Genomic DNA, 11,908 nt, shown 5'->3' on the forward strand with positions numbered 1-11,908 from the left:
CTTCCAAGGTAGAGAATTCCCACGCATAATGGGCGCCATGAGCATTGTGAAAATAAACGCGATTTCTCTGCCCGACAATGTGCCAGGTGCCGGCGAGGAGCTAGAGCGCCGTTTCGCCGCACGTAAACACGCCATTGACACCCAGCCGGGGTTCGAAGGCTTCCAGCTGCTTCGCCCCGTGAAAGGCGAAGACCGCTACTTTGTGGTCACCCGTTGGGCAGACGAAGAGTCCTACCGGGCGTGGTGGGCAGGCCAAGGACGCGCATCGCACGGCTCCACGAAGGGCGAAGACGGCCAGGAGCGCAAGCCTGTGTCTCAGAAGGCGGAGCTTCTAGAGTTCGAGGTTGTGCTCGACTCGCTGGAGCCTTAACCGCTTTAACCGAGTTTGCCGCGGCCCAGACGCAACAGGACTTGGGCCAGTACTGGGCCCTCTTCTCCCAGCTCATCGCGGAACTGGTTAATAATGGCAACCTCGCGGGTGTGCACAAGCTTTGTGCCACCTGAACCCATGCGGGTCTTCCCAATGGCTTGGGAGATCTCGGAGCGACGCTTCACCGCGTCCAGAATCACCCTGTCCAGACGGTCGATTTCCTTGCGGTACTGCTGGATCTCCGCGTCTGACAACGGGTCATCTGTACCGGAAGGCATACGGATCTCAAGTTCGCTCATGCTGGCTTATTATACGGCTGTTCGAACGGTGGGAAAGCGTGTGTGCCATCGGTGAGTAGGGTGTTAACCCATGACCAACCAGACCGATCTCACACTTGGCCTGAACCCGCAGCAACAGGCAGCTGTCGTGCACCAAGGTTCCCCGCTGCTCATCGTCGCTGGCGCAGGCTCCGGCAAGACCGCGGTGCTCACGCGGCGCATCGCTCACTTGTTGCAAAACCGGTCTGTAACACCGTGGCAGATCCTGGCCATCACGTTTACCAACAAGGCCGCGGCAGAGATGCGTGAGCGCGTGGCCGCGCTTGTGGGCCCTGAAGCGGAGCGGATGTGGGTAGCCACGTTCCACTCAGTGTGCGTGCGCATCCTGCGCCAGCAGGCGCAGCTGGTGCCGGGGCTGAACACCAACTTCACCATCTACGACTCGGACGATTCGCGCCGGCTGCTAGGCATGATTGCCAAAGACTTCAACCTGGATCTGAAGAAGTTCACCCCGCGCACGCTGGCTAACGCGATTTCGAATCTGAAAAACGAGCTGATTGATCCGGATACCGCGCAGGCCAACGCCGCACAGACACACAACCCGTTTGAAACCACCGTGGCGCAGGTGTACGTGGAGTATCAGCGCCGGCTGCGCCAATCCAACGCGCTTGATTTTGATGACCTGATTGGTGAGGTGGTGCGGATTTTCAAACAGCACCCGGAGGTCACCGAGTACTACCGTCGGCGCTTCCGCCACGTGCTGGTGGATGAGTACCAAGACACCAACCACGCGCAGTACGTGCTGATTCGCACGCTGGTGGGCGATGGCCCGGATGCGCCAGAACTTGCCGTAGTGGGTGACTCGGATCAGTCCATCTACGCGTTCCGCGGTGCCACGATCCGCAACATTGAGGAGTTTGAGCGCGACTACCCAAACGCCACCACCATTGTGCTGGAGCAGAACTACCGCTCCACGCAAAACATCCTGAACGCCGCCAACGCGGTGATTGCCCAAAACCTTGACCGCAGGCCGAAGAAGCTGTGGACTGCGCACGGGGCGGGGGAGAAGATTGTCGGCTACGTCGCCGACAATGAGCACGACGAGGCGCGCTTTATCGCCTCGGAGATTGACACCCTGACAGATGCCGGCGTGCGCTACTCCGATATCGCGATCATGTACCGCACCAACAACGCCTCGCGCGCGCTGGAAGATATCTTCATCCGCTCCGGCATCCCGTACAAGGTGGTCGGCGGCACCAGGTTCTATGAGCGCCGCGAGATCCGTGACATTGTGGCCTACCTCAAGGTACTGGAAAACCCGGACGACACGGTCAGTCTGCGCCGCATTGTGAACGTGCCCAAGCGCGCCATCGGGGATAAAGCCCAGGCGATGGTGGCGCTACACGCGGAGAACAACAACGTTAGCTTCGGCGCAGCACTTCGGGACGCTGCAAATGGGGACGTGGACATGCTGGCGTCTCGTTCCGTCAACGCCATTAGGGGTTTCGTGGAACTGATGGATGGCATTCGCAGCCGCATGCCTGAGATGCGCAATGACGTCACCGGCATGCCGGACCTTGGCCAGCTTGTCACCGCAGTTCTGGAGGACACCGGCTACAAGGCAGAGCTGGAAGCCTCTAACGATCCTCAGGATGCTGCGCGCCTAGACAACCTCAATGAGTTGGTTTCCGTGGCGCGTGAGTTCTCCTCCGAGGCAGCGAACCAGATGGCGTACATGTCCCAGGATGAGCTGGATACAGTCATGTCTGACGGCGAGCCCGCGCCGGGCTCACTGCAGGCGTTTTTGGAGAAGGTCTCCCTGGTGGCGGACGCGGACCAGATCCCGGAAAACGACCAAGGTGTGGTCACGATGATGACGCTGCACACAGCGAAGGGCCTGGAGTTCCCAGTGGTCTTTGTCACCGGCTGGGAAGACGGACAGTTCCCGCACCTGCGCTCCCTGGGGGATCCCGCGGAGCTGGCGGAGGAACGCCGCCTGGCCTACGTGGGCATTACGCGAGCACGGGAGCGGCTGTATCTCACGCGCGCCATCCTGCGATCGTCGTGGGGTTCACCGGTAACAAACCCGGCCAGTCGCTTCCTCGCAGAGGTCCCGGAGGACCTCATCGACTGGCGCAGGCTTGCACCGGAACCCGAATACCACTCCAGTAGCGCTTGGGGCAGCCCCGCTCCGGTGCCTTCGCGGACCAAGCGTCCGCGCCGCAGCCTTGCAGGCGAGGTGAAGGTGAACAAGAACCTGGACCTGGCCCCGGGGGATCGCGTCAATCACGCCAAGTACGGACTTGGCAAGGTGCTTACCGTAGAAGGAAGCGGCGTGCGCGAAACCGTCACAGTGGATTTCGGTTCCGCAGGCACCGTTCGCCTCATGCTCATCGGTGGCGTCCCGATGGAGAAGCTGTAGGGCTTGTAACTCCGGCTTTTAGATCCGGATGCCCTGCTGCTTGAACCACACAACTGGGTCGGTCGGGTTCACGCCGTCCGGTTTGATCTCAAAGTGCAGGTGCGGGCCGGTGGACTGGCCCTCATTGCCAATCTTGGCAATCTGCTCGCCAGCACGAACCTGCTGGCCAACGCTGACGTTGTAATCGCGCATGTGTCCGTAAACGGACACCTCGCCGCCGGCGTGCCTGATAACAACCCAGTTGCCAAAGCCCTGAGCGGGGCCGGCGTTGATAACCGTGCCGTCCATCACCGCATAGATCGGGGTGCCAATGTTGTTGGCAATGTCAATGCCGTTGTGCATGCGACCCCAACGCGGACCGAAGCCAGAGGTGAACGTACCAACCGTCGGGGTGACTACAGTGCGGCCGTCCGCGGTGCGGCCAGTCTGGTAACGCACAGCATTGTCACCACTAGGGGCAAAGGCGTCGCTCAGGCCTTTGCCAAGCGAGCGCGGGTCATAGACCACGCTGTAGCCCGCGTAGCTAAACGTCGCACCGGTGTCCACAACCGCGCCAACTGCACCAGCAACGGCACGCAGAGCCTGCCCGCCGTCTGCCACGGGCGCACCGTTGATGTTGAACGTCACGGCGTTTGCCTGGATCGCGGTCGCCGGATTGAAAACAAGCGCAGCAGCAACGGTTGCAGCTACCGCAGCGGAGACTGGGCGGCGGGAAAACTTCATGAAAGCGATGCCTTTTCGTCTGGGTAGGGGAAACGGTTTTAGGTTTTATGCTCTGCCGGTGCAGAGTTGTCCGCCGTAGAATCTAGCTACCCAAAAATACTTTGGCAACGCGCTGACGTGCGGTTTTGTCGAATAGCTGTTTCATTTTCTGGCTAAAATTGCAGGTCAAGGACGTGTTGCCGGAGGGAAGAAAGTTATTTTGAGTGACTGGTGTGACTGGTGTGGTTTGTGGGGGGTGGGGGATTCAAACCTGAGCGGCATCTGTGGCTTTCCTTAAGCGTAGAAGTGGGTTAGCGCTTCGGCGGGGTGTATGGGTGCTATCCGACCTTTGCTATCCGATGTTTGTAAAAGTCGGATAGCAAGCATCGGATAGGGGCACGAAGACGCTAACGGCGCCCTAAAACGCCCAAAACCCGCCACCGAAACGCTCGGTGGCGGGTCCCCTGGAGGGTCTTGTGGGCACTAGATAACTACGCCACGCTCGGCCAACCACGGAATCGGGTCGGCAGGATTCGTGCCGTCTGGGTGGATCTCAAAGTGCAGGTGCGTGCCGGTAGAGAAGCCGAGATTGCCCATGCCGGCAATCTGCTGGCCAGCGGTCACGTGCTGCCCCACGGAAACGTCAATGCTCTGCATGTGGCCGTACAGGGACACTGCACCGTCCTCGTGCTGGATGCGCACCCACAGGCCGTACCCCTGGGCCGGACCAGCGTCAATCACCACGCCGTCCTGGACGGCCACAATCGGGGTGCCGTTTGCGTTAGCAATGTCGATGCCGTTGTGCATCGTGCCCCAGCGCGGGCCGAAACCGGAGGTAAACGCACCCTCTGCCGGGCGAACGGTTACCGGCATGCGCGCGGCGCGGTCAGCTGCGGCAACCTCTTCAGAGTGCTCCACGGCCTTAGCCAGCTGCGCGGTGAGGTTCTCAACCGGCTTGAACTCTGCAATGGCCAGCACCTGGGGGGCTGCATCCGTGAGCATCTCAGGCGCGTCCGTCAGCTTGTTTACGTCAGCGGCGAGCTTAATCTCAACGTCGCTAGAGGCAGGCTTGCCGGAAAGGATGTCAGCTGCGGCGGCGCCGGACAGGCCAGCGGTAGAAACGGCACCGGTGGTGACAGCAACCATGGCCACGCGGCCCTTGTTTGCCGTCTGCTTGCGGTGCTTGCCGCCCGCGCGAGTCGAGTTGAACATTCTGCCTCTTCTAAGATCCGTAAGTCTTGACCGGTTTTGCTGATTTGTTGGTGTTCAGCAACACGGTCGTAACCATCTCGTTATCTAGACGTGGTAACTGTAACGAATCGGTCTCGGTGGGGCAAGCCGTTTCTCAGATAAAAGTAAGTCGTTTCGAAAACTCGAAACGTTACATCGCTCCACCAGTCACATCAGCCCCACTTATCAACCGCTATAACGCGGTCTAACGAGTGTCTATGGCGCCTCCACCCCCATAGAGGTGGCAAAGTAGGCGTCGATGAGTACCAACCATGCACCTCGGGCGTCGACGCGGCGTCGACAGGTAAAAGCCCTCATGCCGGGGGTCAAGCGCGAAAAGCCGCAACCGAAGCCACCAGAAACTTGGGGCGAGCGTTTGCGTCACTACGCACCCTCAGTGGTGGGGCCGCTCGCTGTCTTGGCGCTGACGGTGGTGGTGGTCTGCTTGGCCGTCATCCTGATCGCGGGGCTGCGGGTGTCGTACCTGCCCGGCTCTATTGGCCAGGCGTGGCTGAGCGTGAACGCGGCGCCCATGCGTACTAGCGGGGTGGCGTTGTCTAACGCCCCGACCCTGCCCGCCATTGGCATTGCGGCGTTGATTGCGTCGCGGGTGCGCAGTGCCACGAAGGAACGCGTTAGCGTGCTTGATCTGGCGGCGATCCTGACGCTGCTGGTCGGCAGCTCCATCACGCTAAGCGCCATCGCGCTGTTTATGGTCACGGACGCTTCCTATGTCTATGCGTTTGAGGCACCGAACCCTGCCGCGGCGCTGTTCGCCCCGCTGGGTGTGCACCTGATCGGTTTTATCTTTGGCGTATCTCCGGTGGTGTGGCGCGCGCTGGCGCGCCGAGTCAATTTGCCCGAGCTGATTGTGGACGCCGCACTCGCGGCAACCCGGCTTCTGCGCAACCTGTTTTTGGTCTCCCTTGGCGTCTACCTGGTCATGCTCGCGGTGCAGCACGCGAGGGTGGGGGAGGCACTTGCCGCCTACCCCCACCTTGGCTGGGTTGGCGGCCTCGCGCTGGCGCTGCTGAGCCTGGCGTATGTGCCGAATGCGGCCGTTGCCACGATGTCCGTGCTGCTCGGCGGCAGCTTTGACTATGCGGACGCCTCAGTCTCCCTGTTCAGCACCACCAGCGCCGCGCTGCCCCCGTTCCCGCTGTTCGCGGCCGTCCCCGCCACCGTGGGCACCTGGGCGCCCGCCTTGATGCTGATCCCGGCCGCAGTGCTCGTGCGCTTTGTGCTCACCCGGAGCTTTTCGCTTATCGACGCTATCGCTACCGCCACCATCGCCACCACCCTTAGCCTGCTGATGGTCTTCTACACGGGTGGTGCCGTCGGCGCCTACGGCTGGGTTGGCGCTAACCCTTGGACCTGCGCACTTGCCGTCTTTATCTGGACGGCGGTGGCGGGTTTGGCCACTTGGGCCATCGCGAGATTCCGCAGGGACTAGACTTATGCGGCGTGAGTGTCAACGTCGCTGTTTTGGTGTCCGGATCGGGCACACTTTTGCAGGCCATCTTGGATAACCAGGATGGCCATTACCGTGTCAGCCTTGTGGTGGCGGATAAGGAATGCCCTGCACTTGATCGTGCACGACGGGCAGGTATCCCCACCGAGGTGGTTGCAATGCAGCCGGACCGTGACGCGTGGAATGCGCACCTGGCGGAGGTGGTCGCGTCCGCATCGCCGGACCTGGTTGTCTCTGCGGGCTTTATGCGCATTTTGGGCGAGGCGTTCCTGTCGCGCTTTGAGGGTAAGACGATTAACACGCATCCGTCGTTACTCCCAGCTTTTCCGGGAGCAAACGCGGTGGGTGACGCCATGGCCTACGGCGTGAAAGTCACCGGCTGTACCGTCCACTACGTGGATGCAGGTATGGACACCGGTGAAATCATTGCCCAGCACGCAGTTGCGGTCCAAGACGGCGAAACGCAAGACGCACTCCACGAACGCATCAAGCAAGCAGAACGCAGCCAGATTGTGAACCTGCTACGCAAAGCCACACCGGCCAAGAACAATGGAAAGGTGACCTTCTAAAGATGGGTATCCAGATCAAGCGCGCACTGATCAGCGTGTATGACAAGACAGGGTTGGAAGACCTCGCACGCGCGCTGGGGGATGCAGGCGTTGAAATCGTTTCCACCGGCTCCACCGCAAAGCGGATTGCGGATGCCGGTGTCAACGTCACCGAGGTTGCGGATGTGACCGGGTTCCCTGAGGTGCTCGACGGCCGTGTGAAGACGCTGCACCCGCGCGTCCACTCCGGCATTTTGGCGGACCTGCGTAAAGACGACCACGTGAAGCAGCTCGAAGACCTCAACATTGAGCCCTTCCAGCTGGTCGTGGTCAACCTGTACCCGTTTGAGGAGACCGTGGCTTCCGGCGCTTCCTTTGATGAGTGCGTGGAGCAGATCGACATCGGTGGCCCGTCCATGGTGCGTGCAGCGGCGAAGAACCACCCGTCCGTGGCTGTGGTGACCTCTCCGGCACGCTACGGCGACGTCGCTGAGGCCGTGAAGAACGGCGGTTTCGAGCTGGAACAGCGCCGTGAACTCGCCTTGGAGGCGTTCACGCACACCGCGAAGTATGACGCGGCGGTGTCTAGCTGGTTGGCGTCGCAAATCAGCTCTGGTGCTGAGGCTGTTGCTGAGGCTGGTTCCCAGACGACCGAGCTGCGCTACGGCGAAAACCCGCACCAGGCAGCGCGCCTGGAAAGCGAAGGCTGGGGCATTGCTGCTGCTAAGCAGCACGGCGGCAAGGCGATGAGCTACAACAACTACCAGGACGCTGACGCCGCATGGCGCGCCGCCTGGGACCACGAGCGCGCCTGCGTGGCCATTATCAAGCACGCCAACCCGTGTGGCGTGGCTGTATCCGACGAGTCGATTGCAGACGCACACCGCAAAGCCCATGCCTGCGACCCAGTGTCCGCCTACGGCGGCGTGATTGCCTGCAACCGCGAGGTCACCCTTGAGCTTGCAGAACAGGTCGCACCGATCTTCACCGAGGTCATCGTTGCACCGTCCTACGCGCCGGACGCGTTGGCGAAGCTGCAGGAGAAGAAGAACCTGCGCATCCTTGAGGTGGAGCCGAAGCAGCTGGGTGAGGAGATCAAGCAGATCGCCGGCGGCGTGCTCATCCAGGATCGCGACCAGTTCCAGGCCGAGGGTGACGCAGTGGAGAACTGGACCCTGGCCGCGGGTGAGGCAGCAGACGAGCAGACCTTGGCGGACCTGGAGTTCGCGTGGCGCGCGGTGCGTTGCGTGAAGTCCAACGCCATCCTGATTGCTAGCCAGGGCGCATCTGTTGGCATTGGCATGGGCCAGGTCAACCGCGTGGACTCCGCAAAGCTGGCGGTGGATCGTGCTAATACCTTGGATAGCGGCAAGAACCGCACCAACGGCTCGGTTGCAGCCTCGGATGCGTTCTTCCCGTTTGCGGATGGTTTCCAGATCCTGGCGGATTCCGGCGTGAAGGCCGTTGTTCAGCCGGGCGGTTCCATCCGTGATGAGGAAGTCATTGCCGCAGCTAAGGAAGCTGGCGTGACCATGTATCTGACCGGTACCCGCCACTTCGCTCACTAGTTATCCGAGAAAGCGGTTTCTATGTCGTCTCGTTTCACCGCCGCAATGTTGGCGGTTGGCATCGCGTTTCCCGCGATCCCGGCGCTGTATGAGATCCCGGTGCTTGGCCCGGTGATCACCCAGGCGTACAACGGTTTGCCTGCGAATATTCAGTCGCAGATCCCGGGCAACATCCGCGCCCAGCTTGTTCCTGGCACCACAGGGCAAGCCGGTGCGGTGAACACGGTGAACACGGTGAACACTGCCAATGCGCAGGCGCAGTTGGATGCGTTGATTCGAGATGTCCAAGGCCGCCACCAAGGCCGCGCCACGGTGGCTGTTGCCGGTGATGGCGTGCAGCTCACTGCCGGTGACAACCGCGCGGAGCCGGCGTTTTCCACGATGAAGGTGCCTGTGGCAATCGGCGCGCTGCGCAAGAGCCCGGCGTCCTACCTGGATGCGGAGATTGCCATCACCCGTTCCGACAACCCGGCCGCCCACCGTATGTTTGCGCAGGTGTCGGGTGTGGAGCTCAACGGCATCATCGCTGAGGCGGGTTCGCGCACCACCACTTCCGCGGGCTACCAGATGGGCACCATGTGGACTACCAGCGATCAGGCTGCGTTTGCCTCGGGTTTGCGCTGCGTCAACGGCCACGAGCCAGTGCTTGGCATGATGGGGCGTGTGGTGGACTACCAGCGTTGGGGCCTGGGTCGCATTCCGGGTGCCAAGTTCAAGGGTGGGTGGAACGATCACGAGAACGGTCACCTGGCCCGCCAGTTCGGCCTGATCCCGGGCCCGAACGGGGATATTGCTGTGGCTATTACGGCCCACAGCCCGGTCGGTTACCAGGAAAGCTTCGCCATGCTTAATGAACTGGCCGATGGTGTTGCCCACATCAGTGGCACGTTGCCCACCTCTCGCTGCTAGGGGCTTGCTGCTTGCCGACGCCACGCTTCACCACCCCAGCCACCCTCACCCTCTGCGCGCTCCTGGTGGGCTGCACGCCCGACCTGCCACCTGCGCCGACTGAGGTGGATTCCTCGCCGGTTGAGGTGCCTTCGGAGTCTGCCACGCCAACGTCTGTGGCTGAGACTCCGAGTGAGAACCCAGACACGCAGCTATCGGCAGATCTTCAGCGCATCGCCGATGAGGCAGCGAACATGTACGGGGGAGCGGCCACAGTGGCTGTGTCCGACGGCACGCAAACTTTTGCCAGCGCTGAAGCTGGGCCGTACGTTGCGTGGTCTACCAGCAAGGTGCCCATTGCCATTGCGGCGCTGCGCGTTGATCCCGGCCTTGCCCCGATTGCAGAGGCTGCAATTACTGTCTCCGACAACGTGGCTGCTGAATCGCTCTGGGCTGCAGTCACGCCGGCGCAGGTGGAGGCCGTACTGGCAGAAGCCGGCACACCGATCGCGATGAACACGGTGGTAACCCGGCCTGGGTTTACCGCTTTCGGGCAAACACAGTTCAGCACTCACGATCAAGCAACGTTTGCCGCAGGCCTGCCGTGTGTTGCCGGTGCCAGCGATGTGCTTGCCATGATGGGGCGCATCAGCCCAGATCAGGCATATGGCTTGGGCACGATGCCAGGCGCTCAGTTCAAAGGGGGCTGGGGGCCTGATACTGCGGGAAGGTACGTGATCCGCCAGCTCGGCCTTGTAGACGGCCGCGGCGTCGCCCTCACCGTGGCTCCTGCGGACGGCCAATACGCAACAGGCCAACAGATGGCCACCCAGATCGCTGGGCAGCTTGGGCAAGTATTGCAGCAAATGCCCAAGGCTGCCTGCACAAACTAGGAACAGTAAGATAACTGGACATGACGAATCCGTACGATAATCGTGGCAACGATTGGCAGGACCCGAACCCTCCCACCCAGCAGTTTCCTCCGCAATCGCCGGGTCCGTACCAGTACGGCGCACAAGACCAGTCCCAGTGGAACCATTACGCGCCACACCAGGCGCCGCCCCAGCAGGACTGGAACTACACCAACCAGTGGGGCCAGGAGCCAGAGCAGAAGAGGTCCAAGGCGCCAATCTACATTCTTGCCGGGGTTGTCGGGGCGATTGTCCTAGGCGCGGGCGCGTTTTTTGTTTACACCGGCACAGGCGGAGGTACCGGTGAACCGCAGACGCAGACAATCGTGGTAACTTCCACGTCCCAACGCCCGACGTCAAGTGCTGCGCCGGCGCCGTCGGCGCGCCCGACAAGGCCTGTGGAGACGACTTCAGAGAAGCCGCGTACGTTCGGTGCCGGCGAGCCACGCACGAGTCTGACCTCGGACAGGTTTGCAAAGGCAGTGGGGGAGGACTTTGCCGCCTACTACCGGGAAAACAAAAAGCCTCCGACTCACCTGAACACGTACAGCCCAGTTACCAAGCAGTACTACGACATGAGCTGTCAGCCCGCCTCCGGTGGATTTACCTGCTCTGGTGGCAACAACGCGGTCGTGTACATTCCCGAGGAGTAAGCCCGGACCTGGCTTGCTTACAGCCATCCACGGCGGCGCTCCCGCGTAGCCACGGGACCCTCTGAGAACAGATATGCAGGGGAAGATATGCAGGTCCGCAGGTCACGGCCAATTTTCATTAGCGGCCACCTTATTGAAAAAACGCTCTGACCAGTGCTCCTGCATATCTTCCCCTGCATATCTGCTGAAGTCGGGCCCGACTTGCTGCGAAAGTAAACAGGTTCGAAAGAAAACAAAAACACCCGCTCTCAACCTCCGAAGAGGCAGAGCGGGTGTTTGGCTGCTGTCAACCGATCCTTAGCGGCTGGTGAACGGCAGAAGAGCCATCTCGCGAGCGTTCTTCACCGCGGTAGCAACCTGACGCTGCTGCTGCGGGGTCAGACCGGTCACGCGACGGGAACGGATCTTGTGACGATCCGAGATGAACAGACGCAGGGTCTCGATGTCCTTGTAGTCCACGGTCTCAATGCCCTTTGCCTTCAGCGGGTTCTTCTTCGGGCGGCGGGACTGCTCCATGCGCGGCTTACGCGAATTGTTGCGCTTCATTTCTTGAGTCCTCCTTACCACGAAGACTTACGGACGCCAGGCAGCTCACCACGGTGAGCCATCTCGCGCATACGGACACGGGAAACACCGAACTTGCGGAGGTAGCCGCGCGGGCGGCCATCATGCGAGTCGCGGTTACGCACGCGAGCCGGGGAGGCATCGCGCGGCTGACGGTTGAGCTCAAACTGAGCCTCGAGACGGTCCTCATCGGACGTCTCCGGGTTCTTGATGATCGCCTTCAGCTCGTTACGACGTTCTGCGTAGCGGGCGACGATCTCCTTGCGCTTTTCGTTCTTCGCAATCTTGGACTTTTTAGCCATG

The 11,908-nt window shown here is 61.4% G+C and carries 13 protein-coding genes; 8 read left to right on the top strand and 5 right to left on the bottom strand.

Annotation, left to right across the window (positions count from 1 at the left end):
* Positions 1-37 precede the first annotated feature (37 nt).
* Complete coding sequence (locus I6I71_RS06590) at positions 38-370, top strand: antibiotic biosynthesis monooxygenase family protein (protein ID WP_052206412.1); 333 nt, start codon at positions 38-40, stop codon at positions 368-370.
* 5 nt (positions 371-375) lie between these two features.
* On the opposite strand, the gene I6I71_RS06595 is transcribed toward I6I71_RS06590, so the two are convergent.
* Complete coding sequence (locus I6I71_RS06595) at positions 376-669, bottom strand: chorismate mutase (protein ID WP_052205051.1); 294 nt, start codon at positions 667-669, stop codon at positions 376-378.
* A 70-nt stretch (positions 670-739) separates the two neighbouring features.
* Between I6I71_RS06595 and pcrA the strand changes: the two genes are divergently transcribed.
* Positions 740-3,070, top strand: a complete 2,331-nt coding sequence (pcrA, locus tag I6I71_RS06600; RefSeq protein ID WP_201819641.1) for a DNA helicase PcrA — start codon at positions 740-742, stop codon at positions 3,068-3,070.
* Positions 3,071-3,088: 18 nt separating this feature from the next.
* On the opposite strand, the gene I6I71_RS06605 is transcribed toward pcrA, so the two are convergent.
* A complete protein-coding gene (locus tag I6I71_RS06605) occupies positions 3,089-3,793 on the bottom strand; it encodes a M23 family metallopeptidase (RefSeq protein ID WP_052205049.1) in 705 nt (234 codons plus the stop codon).
* 462 nt (positions 3,794-4,255) lie between these two features.
* A complete protein-coding gene (locus I6I71_RS06610) occupies positions 4,256-4,984 on the bottom strand; it encodes a M23 family metallopeptidase (RefSeq protein WP_101734102.1) in 729 nt (242 codons plus the stop codon).
* Between the two features lie 277 nt (positions 4,985-5,261).
* On the opposite strand from I6I71_RS06610, the gene I6I71_RS06615 reads away from it, so the two are divergent.
* Genes I6I71_RS06615 through I6I71_RS06640 form a run of 6 tightly spaced genes read left to right on the top strand, consistent with a single transcriptional unit; the run spans position 5,262 to position 11,041 of the window.
* A complete protein-coding gene (locus I6I71_RS06615) occupies positions 5,262-6,455 on the top strand; it encodes a cell division protein PerM (protein WP_201819644.1) in 1,194 nt (397 codons plus the stop codon).
* 11 nt (positions 6,456-6,466) lie between these two features.
* Positions 6,467-7,042, top strand: a complete 576-nt coding sequence (purN, locus tag I6I71_RS06620) for a phosphoribosylglycinamide formyltransferase (protein ID WP_070495605.1) — start codon at positions 6,467-6,469, stop codon at positions 7,040-7,042.
* 2 nt (positions 7,043-7,044) lie between these two features.
* The gene (gene purH / locus I6I71_RS06625) at positions 7,045-8,589 is read left to right on the top strand and encodes a bifunctional phosphoribosylaminoimidazolecarboxamide formyltransferase/IMP cyclohydrolase (protein ID WP_052205045.1); all 1,545 of its coding nucleotides are present in this window, start codon (positions 7,045-7,047) and stop codon (positions 8,587-8,589) included.
* A 21-nt stretch (positions 8,590-8,610) separates the two neighbouring features.
* The gene (locus I6I71_RS06630; RefSeq protein ID WP_201819647.1) at positions 8,611-9,498 is read left to right on the top strand and encodes a serine hydrolase; all 888 of its coding nucleotides are present in this window, start codon (positions 8,611-8,613) and stop codon (positions 9,496-9,498) included.
* A gap of 11 nt (positions 9,499-9,509) precedes the next feature.
* Entirely contained in the window at positions 9,510-10,370 is an 861-nt protein-coding gene (locus tag I6I71_RS06635; protein ID WP_236587264.1) for a class A beta-lactamase-related serine hydrolase, read from the top strand.
* A gap of 20 nt (positions 10,371-10,390) precedes the next feature.
* Positions 10,391-11,041, top strand: coding sequence for a hypothetical protein (locus tag I6I71_RS06640; protein ID WP_201819649.1), 651 nt, complete (start codon positions 10,391-10,393; stop codon positions 11,039-11,041).
* 297 nt (positions 11,042-11,338) lie between these two features.
* Here I6I71_RS06640 and rpsR read toward each other — a convergent pair whose 3' ends face one another.
* Both rpsR and rpsN read right to left on the bottom strand, forming a co-directional pair.
* Complete coding sequence (gene rpsR, locus I6I71_RS06645; RefSeq protein WP_052205042.1) at positions 11,339-11,587, bottom strand: 30S ribosomal protein S18; 249 nt, start codon at positions 11,585-11,587, stop codon at positions 11,339-11,341.
* 14 nt (positions 11,588-11,601) lie between these two features.
* Complete coding sequence (rpsN, locus tag I6I71_RS06650; RefSeq protein WP_052205041.1) at positions 11,602-11,907, bottom strand: 30S ribosomal protein S14; 306 nt, start codon at positions 11,905-11,907, stop codon at positions 11,602-11,604.
* Between the last annotated feature and the right edge of the window lies 1 nt (position 11,908).

Origin of the sequence: Corynebacterium riegelii (assembly GCF_016728505.1) — a bacterium.
Classification (GTDB): domain Bacteria; phylum Actinomycetota; class Actinomycetes; order Mycobacteriales; family Mycobacteriaceae; genus Corynebacterium; species Corynebacterium riegelii.

What these genes read in the sequence shown, in the direction of transcription:
- I6I71_RS06590 (WP_052206412.1), top strand. Translation starts at nt 38, where the DNA reads ATGAGCATTGTGAAAATAAACGCGATTTCTCTGCCCGACAATGTGCCA.
- I6I71_RS06595 (WP_052205051.1), bottom strand. Translation starts at nt 669, where the DNA reads ATGAGCGAACTTGAGATCCGTATGCCTTCCGGTACAGATGACCCGTTG.
- pcrA (WP_201819641.1), top strand. Translation starts at nt 740, where the DNA reads ATGACCAACCAGACCGATCTCACACTTGGCCTGAACCCGCAGCAACAG.
- I6I71_RS06605 (WP_052205049.1), bottom strand. Translation starts at nt 3,793, where the DNA reads ATGAAGTTTTCCCGCCGCCCAGTCTCCGCTGCGGTAGCTGCAACCGTT.
- I6I71_RS06610 (WP_101734102.1), bottom strand. Translation starts at nt 4,984, where the DNA reads ATGTTCAACTCGACTCGCGCGGGCGGCAAGCACCGCAAGCAGACGGCA.
- I6I71_RS06615 (WP_201819644.1), top strand. Translation starts at nt 5,262, where the DNA reads ATGAGTACCAACCATGCACCTCGGGCGTCGACGCGGCGTCGACAGGTA.
- purH (WP_052205045.1), top strand. Translation starts at nt 7,045, where the DNA reads ATGGGTATCCAGATCAAGCGCGCACTGATCAGCGTGTATGACAAGACA.
- I6I71_RS06630 (WP_201819647.1), top strand. Translation starts at nt 8,611, where the DNA reads ATGTCGTCTCGTTTCACCGCCGCAATGTTGGCGGTTGGCATCGCGTTT.
- I6I71_RS06640 (WP_201819649.1), top strand. Translation starts at nt 10,391, where the DNA reads ATGACGAATCCGTACGATAATCGTGGCAACGATTGGCAGGACCCGAAC.
- rpsR (WP_052205042.1), bottom strand. Translation starts at nt 11,587, where the DNA reads ATGAAGCGCAACAATTCGCGTAAGCCGCGCATGGAGCAGTCCCGCCGC.
- rpsN (WP_052205041.1), bottom strand. Translation starts at nt 11,907, where the DNA reads ATGGCTAAAAAGTCCAAGATTGCGAAGAACGAAAAGCGCAAGGAGATC.